14 protein-coding genes are annotated in these 18,078 nt (G+C 67.7%); 6 read left to right on the forward strand and 8 right to left on the reverse strand.

Annotated features, from left to right (window positions below):
- Positions 1-64: 64 nt before the first annotated feature.
- A complete protein-coding gene (gene xsc, locus CAL28_RS16095; protein WP_176464019.1) occupies positions 65-1,876 on the reverse strand; it encodes a sulfoacetaldehyde acetyltransferase in 1,812 nt (603 codons plus the stop codon).
- A 234-nt stretch (positions 1,877-2,110) separates the two neighbouring features.
- Between xsc and CAL28_RS16100 the strand changes: the two genes are divergently transcribed.
- Positions 2,111-2,515, forward strand: coding sequence for a nuclear transport factor 2 family protein (locus CAL28_RS16100; protein WP_094842308.1), 405 nt, complete (start codon positions 2,111-2,113; stop codon positions 2,513-2,515).
- 42 nt (positions 2,516-2,557) lie between these two features.
- The gene (locus CAL28_RS16105; RefSeq protein WP_094842309.1) at positions 2,558-3,979 is read left to right on the forward strand and encodes an NAD(P)/FAD-dependent oxidoreductase; all 1,422 of its coding nucleotides are present in this window, start codon (positions 2,558-2,560) and stop codon (positions 3,977-3,979) included.
- 43 nt (positions 3,980-4,022) lie between these two features.
- Here CAL28_RS16105 and CAL28_RS16110 read toward each other — a convergent pair whose 3' ends face one another.
- Both CAL28_RS16110 and CAL28_RS16115 read right to left on the reverse strand, forming a co-directional pair.
- Positions 4,023-4,775 carry an IclR family transcriptional regulator gene (locus tag CAL28_RS16110; protein ID WP_094842310.1) on the reverse strand — a complete coding sequence of 251 codons (753 nt, stop codon included), beginning with the start codon at positions 4,773-4,775 and terminating at the stop codon, positions 4,023-4,025.
- A gap of 62 nt (positions 4,776-4,837) precedes the next feature.
- Positions 4,838-5,602: an IclR family transcriptional regulator gene (locus CAL28_RS16115; RefSeq protein ID WP_094842311.1), complete on the reverse strand. Its 765-nt coding sequence runs from the start codon at positions 5,600-5,602 to the stop codon at positions 4,838-4,840.
- 202 nt (positions 5,603-5,804) lie between these two features.
- Here CAL28_RS16115 and sauS point away from each other — a divergent pair, with 202 nt between their 5' ends.
- From sauS to CAL28_RS16130, 3 genes are all read left to right on the forward strand, one after another.
- On the forward strand, positions 5,805-7,253 hold the full coding sequence (gene sauS / locus CAL28_RS16120; RefSeq protein WP_094842312.1) for an acylating sulfoacetaldehyde dehydrogenase: 1,449 nt from the start codon (positions 5,805-5,807) through the stop codon (positions 7,251-7,253).
- A complete protein-coding gene (locus CAL28_RS16125) occupies positions 7,250-8,974 on the forward strand; it encodes an AMP-binding protein (RefSeq protein WP_094842313.1) in 1,725 nt (574 codons plus the stop codon). Before sauS ends, CAL28_RS16125 begins: the two co-directional genes overlap by 4 nt.
- 64 nt (positions 8,975-9,038) lie before the next feature.
- Positions 9,039-10,394, forward strand: coding sequence for an MFS transporter (locus tag CAL28_RS16130; protein ID WP_094842314.1), 1,356 nt, complete (start codon positions 9,039-9,041; stop codon positions 10,392-10,394).
- Between the two features lie 84 nt (positions 10,395-10,478).
- Here the strand turns inward: CAL28_RS16130 and CAL28_RS16135 are convergent, their stop codons facing one another.
- The 3 genes from CAL28_RS16135 to araD form a co-directional block, all read right to left on the reverse strand.
- Complete coding sequence (locus CAL28_RS16135) at positions 10,479-11,468, reverse strand: Bug family tripartite tricarboxylate transporter substrate binding protein (RefSeq protein WP_094842315.1); 990 nt, start codon at positions 11,466-11,468, stop codon at positions 10,479-10,481.
- Between the two features lie 158 nt (positions 11,469-11,626).
- Complete coding sequence (locus CAL28_RS16140; RefSeq protein WP_094842316.1) at positions 11,627-12,346, reverse strand: ribonuclease activity regulator RraA; 720 nt, start codon at positions 12,344-12,346, stop codon at positions 11,627-11,629.
- A 64-nt stretch (positions 12,347-12,410) separates the two neighbouring features.
- Positions 12,411-14,141 (reverse strand): L-arabinonate dehydratase, encoded by a 1,731-nt coding sequence (gene araD, locus CAL28_RS16145; RefSeq protein ID WP_094842317.1) that lies wholly within the window; start codon positions 14,139-14,141, stop codon positions 12,411-12,413.
- A gap of 183 nt (positions 14,142-14,324) precedes the next feature.
- On the opposite strand from araD, the gene CAL28_RS16150 reads away from it, so the two are divergent.
- Complete coding sequence (locus tag CAL28_RS16150; protein ID WP_094842318.1) at positions 14,325-15,026, forward strand: GntR family transcriptional regulator; 702 nt, start codon at positions 14,325-14,327, stop codon at positions 15,024-15,026.
- Here CAL28_RS16150 and ydiK read toward each other — a convergent pair.
- Together ydiK and CAL28_RS16160 are read right to left on the reverse strand one after the other, a co-directional pair.
- A complete protein-coding gene (gene ydiK / locus CAL28_RS16155) occupies positions 15,008-16,180 on the reverse strand; it encodes an AI-2E family transporter YdiK (RefSeq protein ID WP_094842319.1) in 1,173 nt (390 codons plus the stop codon). The two genes, CAL28_RS16150 and ydiK, sit on opposite strands and share 19 nt — an antisense overlap.
- A 418-nt stretch (positions 16,181-16,598) precedes the next feature.
- Entirely contained in the window at positions 16,599-18,020 is a 1,422-nt protein-coding gene (locus CAL28_RS16160) for a tetratricopeptide repeat protein (RefSeq protein WP_094842320.1), read from the reverse strand.
- Positions 18,021-18,078: the final 58 nt, after the last annotated feature.

An 18,078-nucleotide genomic window follows, 5' to 3' on the forward strand; every position in this document is an offset into this window, starting at 1 on the left:
GAACCCAAGGCTGGAATGCGGCCGGCGCGATGGCGCCGGCCGTGGCGACAGCGATGGCCGCCGGTCAGGTGTAGTCCCTGTACTTTTCCAGATAGCGCACCGGCCGGGACAAGGCATCGCGCCGGAACGGGTCGCCCAGCTCGCGCGTGCACATGATTTCCAGGATGGTCGTCTTGCCATGGTTCATCTGCAGGTCCACGGCCTTGCGCAGCGCCTCGCCCACCTGCTCGATGCGGTCGACCACGATGCCTTCGGCGCCCATCGCCTTGCCGATCGCGGCGAAGCTTTGATTGTCCAGTTCGCCCGCGACGAAGCGGCGGTTGTAGAAATCGACCTGGTTCTTCTTTTCCGCGCCCCACTGCCGGTTGTGGAAGACCACCGCCGTGACCGGGATGTTGTGGCGCACGCAGGTCATGGTTTCCATCATGCTCATGCCCCAGGCGCCGTCGCCGGCATACGAAATGGCGGGCCGGTGCGGCGCCGCGACCTTGGCGCCGATGATGGTGGGAAAGGCATAGCCGCAGTTGCCCCAGCTCATGGCCGCGAACATGCTACGCGGCTTGTCGAAGCGCAGATAGCTATTGGCCACCGAGTTGATGTTGCCGATGTCGGTCGACACCATGACGTCCGGCGGCATGGCCTTTTCCAGTTCGCGCAGCACCTGGCGCGGATGCAGGTATTGGCCGCCGCTGAAGGTTTTCTCGCGCTTCTGCTCTTCGATCATGTCCAGGCTGTAGGGATCGCGCTCGTGCGTCCATTCGTCCAGCTCTTTCTCCCAGGCGGCCTTCTCGCCGGCGATCTCGTCGGCGCGCTGCGCCTTGGTGGCGTCGCAGGCCAGTGTCTTGCCCTGCAGCCGGCTCGTCAGGGCCTTGGCCGCGGCCTTGGCGTCGCCGCAGATACCGACGGTGATCTTCTTCACCAGGCCCAGCATCTTGTGGTCGGCATCGATCTGGATGATCTTCGCGTCCTTGGGCCAGTAGTCCATGCCATGCTGGGGCAAGGTGCCGAAGGGCCCCAGGCGCGATCCCAGCGCGAGCACGACGTCGGCGCGCGAGATCAGCTTCATCGCCGCCTTCGAACCCTGGTAGCCGAGCGGCCCGCACCATAGGGGATGACGGGCCGGGAACGAATCGTTGTGCAGGTAGCTATTGACCACCGGCGCGCCCAGCCGTTCGGCCAGTACGCGGCATTCCTCCACCGCGTCTCCCATCACCACGCCGCCGCCGGCGATGATGACCGGAAAGCGGGCCTGGGCCAGCAGCTGCGCCGCCTGCTCCAGGCTTTCGTCGCCGCCCGGGCCACGGTCCAGCCGGCGCGGCTGCGGGATTTCCGCCTTGATATCGCCGTAGAAGTAGTCGCGCGGGATGTTCAGCTGGGCCGGCCCCATCTCGGCCATGGCGCGATCGAAGCAGCGGGCGGTGAATTCGGCCATGCGCGCGGGATGGGTCACATGGCCCTGGTACTTCGTGAATTCCTGGAACATCGGCAACTGGTTGGTTTCCTGGAAACCGCCCAGCCCGATCCCCATCGTGCCTGCCTCCGGGGTGACGATCACCACGGGCGTGTGCGCCCAATAGGCGGCGGCGATGGCCGTCACGCAGTTGCTGATGCCGGGCCCGTTCTGGCCGATGACCACGCCATGGCGCCCGGATACGCGCGCATAGCCGTCGGCCATATGCGCGGCGCCCTGTTCGTGCACGACGGGAATCAGGCGGATGCCGGCGGGCGCGAAGATGTCCATCGCGTCCATGAAAGCCGAGCCCATGATGCCGAAGATGTCGGTCACGCCATTGGCCGCCAGCGTCTCCACGAACGCTTCGGAAGGCGTCATGCGCTGCGGGCCGGAACTCGGGGGATTTGCGGTGCTGGATGTCATGGGAGGGTCTCCTCGCCGTTGTCTGGCGGAATCGTGGGGGTTGTCGTTCATTCCGAAAAACGGAACGTTTCATACCACTTATTTTTGGCAACTCTAGGCGCCGGACGGCCCGCTGTCAACCGGAACCTGCATCCGCCTGGACCCATCGAACGCGGCGCTCTGGTACTTAGCCGCGCGCGCCGCGCTACGTACGCTGTGCCGCACGTTCACCATGAAACCGCGAGGAGACCGCCCATGCCCGCCACCGTCAGCGCCGAGATGCTGGCCGCTTTCGCCGACGCCTGGAATCGCCACGACATCGATGGCCTGATGTCGTTCATGCACGAGGACTGCGTATTCGAAACCGTCGCCGGCCCGGAGTCCTACGGCAGCCGCCACGTCGGCCCGCAGGCCGTGCGCCGGGCCTTCGCGGCCGCTTGGGAGAACGTGCCCGACGCGCAATGGCGCAACGGCACGCACTGGGTTGCGGGGGACCGGGGCGTATCCGAATCGACCTTCACCGGCACCCAGGCCGATGGCACGCGCATCGAAGCCAACATGGTCGACCTGTTCGTATTCCGCGACGGCAAGATCCTGGTGAAGAACGCCTTTCGCAAGAACCGGCCGCCGCTGCCCGCGCGCCAAGCTGCGTCCGCCTGACGCCGGTCATTTCCTTCCGCTTCCCTTACCTGGGGATTCATCGTGGCCGCATACGTTCCCACGCCCTCCCCGGCCGCTACCGCCGGCGTCCCGCCCGGCGCCGGCCCGGCCCCCTACGATCCCTTGTTCGACCCGCTCGTTTCGCCGACCGGCCTGGGACAGGACTACGCGCCCACGTACTGGGTCGCGTCCGCCGGTGCCCCGCCGCCGGACGACGGCCCCGTGCGGGCCGATATGGACGTCGACGTGGCGATCATCGGCTCGGGATTCACGGGCCTGGCCACGGCGCTCGCGCTGGCGCGCGACCACGGCGTGCAGGCCGTCGTGCTCGAAGCCAACCGCGCGGCATGGGGGTGCACCAGCCGCAACGGCGGCCAGGGCCAGAACGCCTCCGGCCGCCTGTATCGATCGCAATGGATCGCGCGCTGGGGCCTGGAAACCGCGCGCCGGCTCGATGCGGAGATACGTGAAGGCTTCGAGTACTGGAAGAGCCTCGTGGGCACCATCGAGTGCGACGCCCAGCCGGGCGGCCATCTCTACACCGCCCATCGCGCCAAGAAGATGGCTTTCCTGGAAAACGAGGCGCGCGTCATGCGCGAGCAATTCGGCTACGACACGCGCATGTTGAGCCGCGAGGAGCTGCATGCGCGTTATACGGCGGACCGCGAGGCGGCGGGCGCCCTGCTGGAACCGGACGGCATCGGCGTGCATCCGCTGAAGCTCGCCTACGGCTATCTGCGGCAGGCGCGCGCGCTCGGCGTGCGCGTGCATACCGCCAGCCCGGTCCAGGGCTGGGATACCGTGGGCGGCGTGCACCGCCTGCGAACCCCCGGAGGCGAGGTGCGCGCCCGCCGGGTGGCGGTGGCCACCGGCGGCTATACGCCCCAGGGGCTGCATCCGGCCCTGTCGGGCCGCATCATGCCCATCCTGTCCAACTCGATGGTCACGCGGGTGCTGACGCCCGCCGAACGCGAAGCCGCCGGCCTGCGCAGCACGGTATTCATCACCGATACGCGCACGCTGCGCTTCTACTATCGCCTGCTGCCGGACGGCCGCATGCAGATCGGCAGCCGCAGCGCCGTGTCGGGCGCGGACGCGCGGCATCCGCGCCATCTGAACCTGCTGCGGGAAGGCCTGGCGCGCAAGTTCCCGGCGCTGCGCGATGTGGACATCGATTATTCGTGGTGGGGCTGGGTCGACGTCAGCCACGACATGATGCCGCGCATCGCGCAGCCGGATCCGTCGCAGCACATCTACTACGCCTGCGGCTATGGCGGCAACGGCGTGTCGTTTTCCGCCGCCGCCGGCCGCCGCATGGCGCAACGCCTGATGGGCCAGGCGGGCGCGCACTGGGATCTGCCCATCTACAACTCGCCCTTGCCGGGACACGTCTTCGCGCCCTTCCGGCGCATCGGCCAGGCGCTGCTGTACAAGTGGTACTACCTGCGGGACGAGGTGATCTAGCCGGTCGGCCCGGCCTGTCGCCCGCTGCCTGCTTGCGCGACGGCTAGAAGGTCTTGGCCAGCTCGCGCGCGGCCTGCTGCAATTGCGGCACGAACTCCAGCGCGCGCGACAGCGGCGTGCGCGGAACCGGCGCGTGCACCGCGATCGCTGCCAGGCAGACGTCGTTCTCGTCCATCACCGGCGCGGCCACGCAAACGATGCCGGTAAGGAACTCCTCGTTGTCGATGGCGATGCGCTTGCGGCCGATGCGGTCCAGTTCGGCCTCCAGCAGCTCGACGTCGGTGATGGTATTGGGCGTGTGGCCCTGCAGTTTCAATGCGTGGACCAGCGCGGTCCGCCGCGGGCGCGGCAGCATGGCCAGAAGCAGCTTGCCGCTGGCGGTGCAATGCGCCGGCACATGCGAGCCGGGCTTCAGGTCCAGGCGCAGCGGCCAGGGCGCTTCCATGCGGTCCAGGTAGAGCACTTCGCTTTCGTGCAGCATGGTCAGGTTGCAGGTCTCGCCCAGTTCGGCCACCAGCCGCGACAGGATGGCATGCCGCTGGCGCCGCTCGCCGGCCAGCATCACGATGCCCAGCCCCAGTTGCGCCAGCCGCGGCCCGATGGCGTAGGCATTCTTTTGCCCTGGCTCGCGGATGACCAGGCCGCCCGCCTCCAGCGAGGCCAGCATGCGATGCAGCGAGGCCTTGGGCGCGGGGAACTCCTGCACGATTTCGGCCAGGGAAACGGGCCGCTCGGCCCGCACGAGGTGCTCCAGCAATGCGAACGAACGCAGCGTCGGGGTATCCGCCTTGGTCATGCCAGCCGTTCCGGAAAATGAGACGAGCTATTGTAGCCCTGCCCAGGCGGCGGCTGCCCCTTCTACAGGCGAAAGGTTTCCGCGGTCTTGGCCGCGGCCGCGCGCAGGTCCGGCACGAAGGCCTCCAGGTCTTCCAGCGTGACCCGGCCTACCGGCGCCTGTACCGCGATGGCGGCGCAGGCGCGCGTGCGGTCCAGCATCACCGGCACCGCGATCGCGATCAGGCCCTGCAGGTGTTCCTGGTCGTTCACCGCCAGCCGCCGTTTGCGCGTCAGGGCAAGTTCTTCGCGCAGCCGGTCCCTGTCGACGATGGTGCGCTCGGAATAGGCTCTCAGGGGCAGCGTGGCCAGGACGCGCTCGCGCCGCTCGTGCGGCAGGAAGCTCAGCAGCAGTTTGCCGCTGGCCGAGCAGTGCAGCGGTACATGCGAGCCGGGCTGCAAATGCAGGCGCAGCGGCCAGCGTGTTTCCACGCGGTCGACGTAAACGACGTCGTTGCAGGACAGCATGGTCAGGTTGCAGGTTTCGCCGATGCGCTCGACGAGTTGTTCCAGCAAGGCGTGACGCGCCGCCGCCGGGCCGGCGTGCATCAACACGTTTACCGCCAGCTGGCGCACCCGCGACGAACATTCATAGAGCCGGTCGCCCGCGCCGCGCGTCACCAGCCATGCATCGGTGAGCTGGCCGAGAATCCGATGCACCGTCTGCTTGGGAAGGCCCAGCGTCTCCACCAGCTCGGTCATCGAAAGCGGACGGCCCGCGCTGGCCAGGGTTTCCAGCACCCGGAAAGCGCGCACGGCCGCCGCATTGGATTGATTCCAATTCGTCATGCCTCCTCCAGCGGTCCCCTCTTCTTATGCTCTGTGTATTTTTGCGATGACTTTATTGTTTTTCGGGACAACATCGGTCCCGAAAAACGTTTATTTCGATTCTAGCGAGGAAAGCAGGCGCGCGAGTTGAAAAAAACGGGACTTTGCTGCGGTGCGAGTGGACCTAGAGTGAGGGCCGGTTCTCTTGCAAGGAAGCAAACGCATGAACGCCTCCGCAACGCTGGCGGTTGCCGCCCCGGTTCCGGCGAAGACCGGCGCCAGTTCCGCCCAGATCGCCACCATGATCGAACAGGCCCGCGCGGCGCAGCGAACGCTGCTGGCCGGGGGCCAGCAAAGCCTGGACACCGCGGCCCAGGCAGTCGCCTGGGCCATCATGGAGCCAAACCGCAACCGCGCGCTGGCCGAGCTCGCGGTCGCCGACACGGGACTGGGCAATGTCCCGGACAAGATACGCAAGAACCATCGCAAAACGCTGGGCCTGATGCGCGACCTGCACGGCGTGCCGACGACGGGCGTCATCTCGCGCGACCCGGCGCGCGGCCTGGTGGAAATCGCCAGGCCGGTGGGCGTGGTGGCGGCCATCACGCCGTCGACGAATCCGGCCGCGACGCCCGCCAACAAGATCATCAACGCGCTGAAGTGCGGCAATGCCGTGATCGTCGCGCCTTCGCCCAAGGGCCATTCGACCTGCGCCCGGCTGCTGGAATACGCGCACGCCCAACTGGATCGCTGCGGACTGCCCGCCGCGCTCGTCCAGATGCTGCCCGCGCCGGTCGATAAACAGGCCACCGCCGAACTGATGCGGCAAGCGGACCTGGTGGTCGCCACCGGATCGCAGTCGAACGTCCGCATGGCTTACCAGAGCGGCACACCGGCCTTCGGCGTGGGTGCCGGCAACGTCGCCGCCATCGTCGACGCCAGCGCGGACCTGCGGCTCGCGGCGCAACGCATCGCCCGCTCCAAGATGTTCGATAACGCGACCAGTTGCTCGTCCGAGAACAGCGTGGTGATCGAGGATGCCGTTTACGCGCGCATGCTGGACGAGCTTGCCGCGGCCGGCGGCGCCCTGCTGGATGCCGCCGGCAAGGCGGCGCTGCAACGCGCGATGTGGCAGGAAGGCAAGTTGTCGCACGCCATGACGGCGCGGGACGCCGCCACGCTGGCCACCCGCGCCGGCTTGCATGCCATTGCCGCGCGGCAGCCCGGCTTTCTGATGGCCGAGGAAGACGGCTATGGCCCGGATCATCCATTTTCCGGAGAGAAGCTGTCGCCCGTGCTGGCCGTCTACCGTGCGCGCGATTTCGCGCATGCCGCGGACATCGTCGACCGCATCTACGCCTATATGGGCGCGGGACATTCGGTCGGCCTGCATACCGCGACGCCGGAGCGCGCCGAATCCCTGGCGCGCGATCTTCCGGTAGCCCGCGTCATCGTCAATCAATCGCACTGCTTCGCCACCGGCGGCAACTTCGACAACGGCCTGCCGTTCTCGCTGTCCATGGGCTGCGGTACGTGGGGGCGCAACAACTTTTCCGACAACCTGAACTACCGGCACTACCTGAACATCACACGCGTCGCCCATCCCATCGAGGAACGGGTCCCGGAGCTGGACGATGTATTGGGCGACTTTTTCGAGAGGTACGGACAATGAGCGGCGCCAGCACCATCCGCGACCTGATCGACGCCCGCGCGGCGACGCATCCGGACACGCCTTTCCTGATCGCCCTGGACGACGACAACGCGCCGGGCCGGCCGGCGACGATCCTGACCTACGGCCAGCTGCAGGCCGATTGCCGCGCGCTGCGGGCCCGCCTGCGCCAGCAGGGCTTGCGGCGTGGCGATGTGGTGTCCGTCTATATGGGCAATTGCATCCACGCCGCGCGCCTGCTGCTGGGCGCCATGTACAGCGGCCTGGTCGCCAATCCCATCAACCTGCTGTGCCAGCCGGTCCAGACCCGCCACATACTGTGCCATTCGGACTCCCGGCTGGTCTTCACGACCGCCGCGACGCAAGGTCCCATCGACGCGGCGCTGGCCGAACTGCGCGCGGACGGGCACGCGGGGTTGCCGCACCCGGTATGCATCGACGGCGCGATGGCATGGCGGCCGTCTCCGGCAGGCCATGCCGTGCTCGCCGATGGCGAGGCCGCGCCCCCCGGGCAGCGATGCCGTGATGCCGGCGCGCACCCGGGCCTGGGTGCAGCCGCGGAGGTGGGCGTGGATGTGGACCTGGGTATGGACCTGGGTCTGGACCTGGATGTGGCCCTGGATGGCGCCGCCATCGCGGCACGCTCCGATGATGCCGGCGCATCCGCCCGGTCCGAGGCGCCGGCGCCCGGCCACGATGCGCTGCTGATGTATACCTCCGGCACCACGGGCACGCCCAAGGGCGTGCTGCTCACGCACGCCAACCTGGTCGCCAACGCGCAAATCATCAGCGCGGAGCATCGCCTGGGCCCGGAAGACCGGGTGATGGCGTCGCTGCCGCTGTACCACATCAACGGCCTGGTGGTGACGCTGCTGGCGCCGCTGGCGCATGGCGGGTCGGTCGTCATGCCGCCGCGCTTTTCCGCGCGCACTTTCTGGCGCGATGTCATCGACCATCGCTGCACCTGGATCAATGTGGTGCCCACCATCGTCGCCTATCTGCTGAATGGGGAAGAGGCCGTCGATGCCGAAGGCCTGCGCCGCATCCGCTTTTGCCGCTCGGCGTCCGCCGCCCTGCCGCCGGAACATCATCGCGCTTTCGAAAAACGCTTCGGTATCGGCGTCATCGAAACCATGGGCATGACGGAAACGGCCGCGCCCTTGTTCAGCAACCCGCTTGCCGCGGACCGGCGGCGCGTGGGCAGCATCGGCCTGCCCTGCGGCGCGCAGGCCAAGGTGCTGTTGCCCGACGGCCGCACGGCCGCGCCGGGCGAATGCGGCGAGATCGTGGTGCGCGGCCCGCAGGTCATGCGTGGCTACTACAAGCAGCCCGAAGAAACGCGCAAGGCCTACACCGACGATGGCTGGCTGCGGACCGGCGACCTGGGCTACCGCGATGCCGAAGGCTACTTCTATATCAACGGCCGCGCCAAGGAACTGATCATCAAGGGCGGGGAAAACATCGCGCCGCGCGAGATCGACGAAGCCTTGCTCAAGCACCCCGGCGTGCTGGAGGCGGCCAGCGTCGGTATGCCGGATCCCGCCTACGGCCAGGAAATCATCGCCTTCGTCGTACCCCGCGGCGACCGCATCGACTTCGACGATCTGCGCGCGCATTGCCTGCGCGAGCTGGGCCGATACAAAACACCCAAGGAATTCCGCACCGTGGCCGAGCTGCCGCGCGGCCCCTCGGGCAAGGTGCAGCGCCTGAAGCTATTGCCCTAGGGCCTGTTAAGAAGGCGAACGGCACGAATCGACCGGATAACCGGCGCAGACAGGAGGAGACGACATGGGAAAGCGACTACCGCACGTGAAGACCCGCCACATCATCCTGGGGGTCATGTGCCTGATGTACTTCATTTCATATATCGACCGGGTGAACATTTCGGTGGCTGCCCCCATGATCCGCCAGGAGATGGGGCTGACCAGCACCGAGCTGGGCCTGGTGTTCTCGGCTTTCGCCTATCCCTACGCCGCCATGCAGATCATCGGCGGCTGGCTGGCCGACAAGTACGGACCGAAGCGGGTACTGATCGTGCTGTCCCTGATCTGGGGAGTCGCGACGCTGGCCACGGGCTTTGCCGGCAGCGTCGGCATGCTGGTGATGCTGCGCTTCCTGCTGGGCGTGGGTGAAGGCGGCGCGTTCCCCACCGCCACGCGTGCCTTCACCTATTGGATGCCGGCCACGGAACGCGGCTTCGCCCAGGGCATTACCCACAGCTTCGCGCGCCTGGGCGGCGCCGTTACCCCGCCACTGGTCCTGGTGGTCATCGCCTTCGGCGGATGGCGCGATGCCTTCCTGCTGCTGGGCGTGCTCAGCCTGGTCTGGACCGCGCTGTATGCCTTCGTGTTCACCAATTCGCCGGAACAGCATCGACGGGTCGACGCGAGCGAGATGGCCGAGATCGGCTACCGCAAGGGCGATTGCGAACGCGCCCGCGACGCCAGGACGCCATGGCGCATCCTGGTGCGCCGCATGTGGCTCGTGACCTTCGTGGACTTCTGCTACGGCTGGCTGCTGTGGGTCTACCTGACCTGGCTGCCGTCCTATCTGAAGGAAGCGCGCGGCTTCGACCTGAAGCAACTCGCGCTGTTCACGGCCCTGCCGCTATTGGCCGGCGTGATCGGCGACACATTGGGCGGCGTCGTCTCGGATCACCTGTACAAGAAAACCGGGCGCTTGCGCATGGCGCGCTGCACCGTGCTCGTCACGGGAATGCTGGGCTCCCTGGTTTTCCTGGGACCGGTGGTTTTCGTGCGCGATCCGGTCGTCGCGGTCCTGCTGCTGAGCGCGTCGTTCTTCTTCCTGGAGATCACCAATCCCGTGCTGTGGACCCTGCCGCTGGACATCGCGGGCAAGTACGCGGGCACCGCCGGCGGCATGATGAACACCGGCTTCGGCATCGCCGGCATGATCTCGCCCGTGGTGTTTGGCGTGCTGATCCAGGCAACGGGAAGCTACACCGTGCCCTTCGTGATTTCCGCCTGCCTGCTGGCCGTCGGCACCATCGCCGCGCTGTTCATCGATACCGGCAAGACGGTAGAGGCCGAAGAGGCGCGGCTGGCCGCCGCGGCGGCCAGCGCGGCCTCCCACCGCGCCGCCGGCGATTTTGCCGGCGTGGCGGTGTGGCGCGCCGGCAAATAGCGGCCGCCCCGCTGGTGCCGGGGCGCCGGGCCGCGCCCCGGCATACCCGGCGACGCGTGGCCGCCGGCGCGCGAAGCGCCCGCCTTACTCGGCCTTCGCGCCCGACTTTTTCACCACCTCGGCCCAGCGCGGGATCTCCCGGGCCATCAGGTCGCGCAACTGTTCGGGCGAGCCGCCCACCAGTTCCATTCCCATGGTCTTGCCCAGTTTTTCCTGGACGTCGGGTTCCTTGAGGATTTCGGAGATTTCCTTGGACAGGCGGTCGACGATGGCCTTGGGCGTGCCCTTGGGGGCATACACGGCCTGCCATGACGACACGTCGAAGCCCGGCACGCCCGCTTCCTGCAGCGTCGGGACATCCGGCGCCAGCGCGATCCGCTTGGCCGTCGTCACCGCCAGCAGCTGCAGCTTGCCTTGCTGCAGCAACGGCAAGGCGGCGGTCATCTGGTCGAACATGAAGGTCACATTGCCGGACGAGACGTCGACCATCGCGGGCGGCGTGCCCTTGTAGGGGATGTGGGTCAGCGGCACACCGATGGTCTGGGCGAACAGCTCGCCCGTCAGATGGGTGGACGTGCCCGCGCCGGACGAGGCGAACGTGCGCTTGGAGGGATCCTTCTTCAGCAAGGCGATCAGATCGGCCACCGACTTCAGCTTCAGGTGCGGATCGACCAGCAGCACGTTGGGCAGGGTCGCCACCAGCGACACCGGTTCGAAGTCCTTGACCGGGTCGTAGCTGAGGTTCTTGTACAGGCTGGGATTGATGGCGTGGGTGCTGATGGTGCCGCCGAACAGCGTATAGCCGTCCGGGGTCGCCTTCGCCACATAGGCGGCGCCGATGGCACCGGCCGCGCCCGGCTTGTTTTCCACCACGACCGACTGGTGCAGGCGCTCCGACAGCTTCTGCGCGATGACGCGGCCCACCACGTCGGTGGATCCGCCGGGCGTGAACGGCACGACATAGGAAATCGGTTTCTGCTGCGGCCAGTCGGCGGCGTGCGCCGGGATGCCCACGGTCGCCAGCAAGCCGGCGCCGGCCAGGGCGGCAAGCGTCCTGCGTCGTTGCGATGTCATGGTTGTCTCCTGTCTATCGCTATTTGCTATGGACATGCGCGGCCCCGTGCCGGCATGCGGGATATGGCTTCCGCGGGACGAACGCCCCCCGGCGCCGCCCGGGCAGGCGCGGCACCGAAGGCCCGGCAAAGATGTCCCGCGCGGGTTTCCGGGTGGTTCTAGCGGCCGCGCGCCTTGCGCCATTCGGCGAAGGCATCGCGCGAGGCCGGGTCGGTCGGCGGATACAGCCCCAGCGTCGATGCGCCTTCGCGCACGCGCTCGGTGACGAAATCCTCGAATGCGGTCATCTCGGTGGCCTCGGCGGCGATCTCGTCGGCCATATGGGCGGGAATCACGACCACGCCTTCCCCATCGCCGACGACCACATCGCCCGGGAACACGGCGACATCGCCGCAGCCGATGGGCACATTGATGTCCAGCGCCTGATGCAGGGTCAGGTTGGTGGGCGCCGAGGGGCGCTGGTGATAGGCGGGAAAGCCCATTTTGGCGATCTCCGGCGAGTCGCGGAAACCGCCGTCGGTGACGACGCCGGCCGCGCCGCGCTTCATCAACCGCGTCACCAGGATGGAACCCGCGGACGCCGCGCGCGCGTCATTGCGGCTGTCGATGACCATGACCGCCCCTTCGGGGCAGGTCTCGATCGCCACGCGCTGCGGATGGGTGCGGTCCTCGAATACCTTGATGTGATTCAGGTCCTCGCGCGCCGGGATGTACCGCAACGTGAAGGCCTCGCCCACCATATTGGGCAGGTCGCCGTTCAGCGGATGCACGTTCTGGATGAACTGGTTGCGCAGGCCGCGCTTGAACAGGGCCGTGCAGAGCGTGGCCGTGCTGACCTGCGCCAGCCGGGCCTTGGTTTCGGGTTTGAGTTGCGACACGGGGAACTCCGGGATATCGGTGGAAGGCGCGCGGACTCGCGCGCCCAATACGGACGGACGCGGATCAGAAAATCTCGGGTTCGGAGACCGGCGCGCCAAACCCGGTTTCCAGGAAATCGAAATCGCAGCCTTCGTTGGCCTGCAGGATGTGCTTGGAATACATCCAGCCGTAGCCGCGCTCGTAGCGGCGCGGCGGCGGCTGCCACGCGGCCCGGCGCGCGGCCATTTCCTCGTCGCTGATATTCAGGTGGATGCGGCGCGCGGGCACGTCCACGGTGATCAGGTCGCCCGTGCGCACCAGCGCCAGGGGGCCGCCGATATAGGCTTCCGGCGCCGCGTGCAGGATGCAGGCGCCGTAGCTGGTGCCGCTCATGCGCGCATCCGACAGCCGCAGCATGTCGCGCACGCCCTGCTTGACCAGCTTGGTGGGGATGGGCAGCATGCCCCATTCGGGCATGCCGGGGCCGCCTTGCGGGCCGGCGTTGCGCAGGATCAGGATGTGGTCGGCGGTGACATCCAGGTTCTCGTCCTCCACCGCGGCCTTCATGCTGGGATAGTCGTCGAACACCAGCGCCGGGCCGGTGTGCTGCAGGTATTGCGGCGCGCAGGCGCTGGGCTTGATGACGCAGCCGTCCGGCGCGATGTTCCCGCGCAGCACGGCCAGCGCGCCTTCGTCGTAGATGGCATTGTCCAGCGGACGGATAACGTCGTCGTTGTAGACCTCCGCCCCATGGATGTTGTCGCCCAGCGTCTTGCCGTTCACCGTCAAGGCCGACAGGTCCAGATGCGCCGCCAGGCGGTTCATCAGCGCGGGCAGGCCGCCGGCGTAATAGAAGTCTTCCATCAGGTAGGTATCGCCGCTGGGCCGGATGTTGGCGATGACCGGCACCTTGCGGCTGGCCGCATCGAAATCTTCCAGCCCGACCGCGCAGCCGGCGCGCCGCGACATGGCGACCAGGTGCACGATGGCATTGGTCGAACAGCCCATGGCCATGGCCACGTTGATGGCGTTCTTGAACGACGCCACCGTCAGGATCTTCTGCGGGGTCAGGTCGTCCCACACCATCTCGACGGCGCGGCGGCCGCACTCGGCGGCCATGCGCATGTGCCCCACATCGGCGGCCGGAATGGAGGACGCACCGGGCAGCGTCATGCCGATGGCCTCGGCGATGGCGGTCATGGTGCTGGCCGTGCCCATGGTCATGCAGGTGCCGTAGCTGCGCGCGATGCCGCCCTCGACTTCCGTCCATTCCGCTTTGCTGATATTGCCGGCGCGCCGTTCGTCCCACAGCTTCCATGCGTCGGAGCCCGAACCCAGCACCTTGCCTTTCCAGTTGCCGCGCAGCATCGGGCCCGCCGGCAAGTAGACGCAAGGCAGGCCGGCGCTGATGGCGCCCATGATGAGGCCCGGGGTGGTCTTGTCGCAGCCGCCCATCAGCACCGCGCCATCCACCGGATGGCTGCGCAGCAGCTCTTCCGTCTCCATCGCCAGCATGTTGCGATAGAGCATGGTGGTCGGCTTGACGAAGGACTCCGATACCGACAGCGCCGGCAACTCCACGGGAAAGCCGCCCGCCTGCAGCACGCCGCGCTTGACGTCCGCCACGCGCTCCTTGAAGTGCATGTGGCAGGGCTGCAGATCCGACCAGGTGTTGAGGATGGCGATGATGGGCCGGCCTTCCCAGTCTTCGGGCGCATACCCCATCTGCATCATGCGGGAACGGTGGCCGAAGGAGCGCAGGTCGTCCTTGGCCATCCAGCGCGCGCTGCGCAGGCTTTCGTAGGTGCGTGTCATGGATTCCACTCGTATCGGATTTATAGGCGCCGGACGCGGCCGCGGCGTGTCTCGGGTCGCATTGAAACACTAATGTATTAGTATGTCAACGCGGTCCAGCCGCTACAATTCCGGTCCGCTTCCTATCCTAACTCCGGCGGCGCGGCCGGCCAGGCAAGCCGCGCCGCGCCTTCGCGCAGATCCATGTCCTTGACTGAAATCCTCTCCACCCTGCGCCTGGACCGCTCCCGGCACGCCGCGCCGCAGGTCTTCGACAAGCTGCGCGAACTGATCGTGTCGATGGAGCTGGCTCCCGGCACCGTCCTGTCCCGGCCCGAGCTGGCCGAAGCCTTCGGCTTGAGCCAGACGCCCATCCGGGATGCGCTGTTGCGGCTGAGCGAGGAAGGCCTGGTCGACATCTTTCCGCAGCACACCACCGAGGTCAGCCGCATCGATATCGCGGCCGCGCGCCAGGCGCATTTCCTGCGCCGTTCGCTGGAACTGGAAATCGTCCATGTCCTGGCCGGCCGCGCGGACGCCCTGCTCGCCGCCCGCCTGCAAGGCCATATCGACCTGCAGCGCGCCAGCCTGGCCGCCAATCAGTACAGCCAGTTCATCGCCGCCGACCAGGCTTTCCACCGCGAGATGCACGACGCGGCGGGGGTACTCGGTCTTTGGGAGCTGGAACAACGCTACAGCGGCCACGTCGATCGCCTGCGGCGGCTGCATTTGCCCGAAGCCGGCAAGGCCGAGCGCATCCTGCAGGACCATCAGCGCATCCTGGATGCGATCGTCGCGCGGGATGCGCCACGCGCGCAGCAGGCATTGCGCGAGCACCTGTCCGGTACCCTGAGCCAGGTGGAAGACATCTGCAAACGGTATCCCGACTACGTCCGCGCGGCCTGATCGCGCGCCGCCGGCGGCTGCGGCGGCGCATCGCCTTGCGGGTCCGGTGTCGCGTGGCGCGGCGGCATCGCGGCGCCTTGCACATCCGGCGTTGCGTGCGACAGCGGCACGCCGTCCACCCAGGTGCGCAGCATCACGTGGGTGACCGCAAGAATCACCGGCCCGATGAATAGCCCGACCGGTCCGAAGGCCAACAGGCCGCCGACCACGCCGCACAAAATAAGCAGCAGCGGCAGGCGCACTCCCCGGCTGATCAGCAGCGGGCGCAGCACGTTATCCATGGTGCCGATAAAGATTCCCCACAGCAGCAGCAGTGTCGCGGCCAGGTTGGCGTCCAGCCGGTAAAGCCAGATCACGCCGAACGCCATGGGAAGCAAAGGGCCGATCTGGGCCACGCACAGCAGCAACATGATGGCCGTCAGGATGCCCGCCGCTGGCACGCCGGCCAGCCACAGGCCGAGTCCGCCCAGCGTGGCCTGGACAATGGCCGTCAGCACGATGCCCAGCGCGACGGCACGTACCGCCTGGCCCGCCAGCAGGATGGCGCCCTCGCCCGCCGGGCCGGCCAGCCGGACGGCCAGGCGCGACACGAAGGCCCCCGCGGCCTCGCCACGCGCGTAGAGAATGCCGGAGAAAACCAGCGTCACCAGCATATGAACGGCGAAGGCGCCCAATACCGCCGCGCGGCCGAGCACCCAGCGCGCGGCGAGCGTCAGGTAGGGCTCTATCCGCGCCAGCAGGCCGCCCGGTCCCGCATCGGACAGCCGCTGCCATTCCGTGGCGGTCCGATGTCCGATCAAGGGAATGTCGCGCACCCACCCGGGCGGCGGCAGCAAGGCATAGGTGGGCAGCTTGCGGATGGCCACCATGATCTCGTTGGCGCGCTCCGCCAATGTGGCGATGGTGTGATACAGCGGCAGCACCATCACGACGACCAGGCCCGCCATCATCACGGTCACGGCCAGCCACCGCCGCTTCCCCAGCCGCCGCTCGACGGCCAGCAGCAGCGGCCACGATGCCACCACGATGGTGGTCGCCCAAATCAATCCCGGAATGAATGGCCGCAGGACGTACACGCTGCCCGCCAGCAAGGCCGAGAGCACGACGATCAGGAAAAAGACGCGAGCGATATCGCCACGATCAGGCTGGCTCATATCGCCTCCGCGCGGCCCGGCGCCGCCTGGTTTTGAGGCATGCACGCATCGCGTTCCTCCATGCCGCCACGGCGGAATCGGGGGAAGAAACACACCAGCCAGGAATCGCATGGCGCGGCAGGCTTGCCGGCGGAGGGCACCCGGCACGCCGCGCCATTGCAGGAAAATGTACGCCCGGCGAGCGTGAGGGCGTACGACCGCTAACAACTGCTTGCGCGGCTGAAGAGCAGTCCTTCCCGCCCGCGCGATTCACGCAAGGCCGTGATTAATTAAGGGAAAACCGGCCTTGAGCCCACGGCCCGCATGGAAGATTTGAATCGTCCGTACACATATGGAGATGGGGCGCCCCACCCCGGAAGCCGCGGCGACGCGACGGCGCCCGAGGCGCGCGCGGCCGCTTCGCCGCGCCATTGCCGCCTCAGGCGGACGCGGCCGACACCCGGCGCGTCATCAGGGCGTCGAACGCATCGAAGATCTTCTGCACGTAGGCGTTCTTGAAGCGCAGTCCATCGTCCTCGACCTCCGGGTGCACCAGCATGGTGGCGTTGGTTTCGAACACCAGGACGCGGCCGTCGGGCAGCAGGGAAAAATCGATGCCGCAATAGTCCATGTCCATGCGCGTGCCGATGGCGCGCAGCGCGGCCCAGGCAGGTGCGCCCAGCACGGCTTCGGGATCCCGCAGGAACCGCTCTTCCTCCTCCAGCTTCCAGGCCTGCGAAAGCATGTCCGCGGAGAAATAGTGCAGCAGCCACAGGCTGCCGATGGCCAGGTGATAGGGATACGGTTCGCGGTCGATAAAGATGACCCGGTACTTGCGGTAGTAGCCGTCGGCGGACCGGTACTCGTGGTAGTCGGTCAGGTACATGTCTCCCGTGTCGGGTACCGTGCAAGCGTCTCCGGGCGCGGCCAGCAGCACCACGCCCTGGCCTCCGTGATGCCCTGCCGGACGCACGATGGCGGGATAGCGCATGCCCGTACGGGCGATCGCATCGTGCACGGTTTCTTCGGCGCCGCCGCCGCGATCCCAGCGCACTGTGGCGGGCACCAGGATGTCCCCGATGCCATCGAGCAGCGCGCCGATCCGCTCGCGCGTTGTCCGTTCGATGCGGTCCGGCTGGTTCAGCACCGGCGTCGGCGCCACGGCGGCGAAACGCGCCAGGTCTTCCCGGCATAGCACGCCCAGGTCGGCATCGCCGACGACATTGAAAGCGATGTCGTAGCGCGGCAGGCGGCGGGTGCGGCCGCGGACCATGCCGACCACGCCCAGGTCCACCACCCAACGGATGACCCGGTTCACCGCCGGCGGCAGCAGATGGCGAAACGGCACATTGGCAAAACCGCTCGAGCACAGGATAAGGACGGTGCGGCGCCGTCCGCCCGCCCTGGCCTGGACGAAGGCGGCCTGGCGGCGATAGACGCGATGGACCTGCCGGCCGTTTTCGCTTGCGCGCCCCAGTTGTCGCAGCACCCACGCCATGCAGATGTGCGCCGTGAACAGCCCGGGATCGATCATCAACGCCCGCTCCAGCCAATGGCCGGCGGCATCCCATTGGCGATGCCTGGCGTACACGCGGCCGATCTCGAACAGGTCGACCGCACGGCGCCGTTCGATGGCATCGATGCCGATACGGGCGGATGCGGCATCGGCGACCTGCCCGCTGGCGTCGAAGGCTTCGACCAGCGCGCGATAGACATCCAGGTCCAGCGGCAGGTCGGCGGCTGCCCGCTGCAGCGCTTTTACCGCTTCCGCATGCCGGCCGGCCCCGTTAAGGGCCCGGCCCAGGGCGAGCCATTGTTCACCCGCCAGGCGCGGTACAGAGTCGGAGATTGCTGAAGTCATGCCGCGAGCGTAGCCGACCGTAACCCGCTGTTACCTGAACGGCGACGGTCCCGCCGCG

This window comes from Bordetella genomosp. 11, from assembly GCF_002261215.1.
GTDB lineage: Bacteria > Pseudomonadota > Gammaproteobacteria > Burkholderiales > Burkholderiaceae_B > Bordetella_C.

What these genes read in the sequence shown, in the direction of transcription:
- CAL28_RS16160 (WP_094842320.1), bottom strand. Translation starts at nt 18,020, where the DNA reads ATGACTTCAGCAATCTCCGACTCTGTACCGCGCCTGGCGGGTGAACAA.
- xsc (WP_176464019.1), bottom strand. Translation starts at nt 1,876, where the DNA reads ATGACATCCAGCACCGCAAATCCCCCGAGTTCCGGCCCGCAGCGCATG.
- CAL28_RS16135 (WP_094842315.1), bottom strand. Translation starts at nt 11,468, where the DNA reads ATGACATCGCAACGACGCAGGACGCTTGCCGCCCTGGCCGGCGCCGGC.
- CAL28_RS16125 (WP_094842313.1), top strand. Translation starts at nt 7,250, where the DNA reads ATGAGCGGCGCCAGCACCATCCGCGACCTGATCGACGCCCGCGCGGCG.
- araD (WP_094842317.1), bottom strand. Translation starts at nt 14,141, where the DNA reads ATGACACGCACCTACGAAAGCCTGCGCAGCGCGCGCTGGATGGCCAAG.
- sauS (WP_094842312.1), top strand. Translation starts at nt 5,805, where the DNA reads ATGAACGCCTCCGCAACGCTGGCGGTTGCCGCCCCGGTTCCGGCGAAG.
- CAL28_RS16100 (WP_094842308.1), top strand. Translation starts at nt 2,111, where the DNA reads ATGCCCGCCACCGTCAGCGCCGAGATGCTGGCCGCTTTCGCCGACGCC.
- CAL28_RS16110 (WP_094842310.1), bottom strand. Translation starts at nt 4,775, where the DNA reads ATGACCAAGGCGGATACCCCGACGCTGCGTTCGTTCGCATTGCTGGAG.
- CAL28_RS16150 (WP_094842318.1), top strand. Translation starts at nt 14,325, where the DNA reads ATGTCCTTGACTGAAATCCTCTCCACCCTGCGCCTGGACCGCTCCCGG.
- CAL28_RS16115 (WP_094842311.1), bottom strand. Translation starts at nt 5,602, where the DNA reads ATGACGAATTGGAATCAATCCAATGCGGCGGCCGTGCGCGCTTTCCGG.
- CAL28_RS16130 (WP_094842314.1), top strand. Translation starts at nt 9,039, where the DNA reads ATGGGAAAGCGACTACCGCACGTGAAGACCCGCCACATCATCCTGGGG.
- ydiK (WP_094842319.1), bottom strand. Translation starts at nt 16,180, where the DNA reads ATGAGCCAGCCTGATCGTGGCGATATCGCTCGCGTCTTTTTCCTGATC.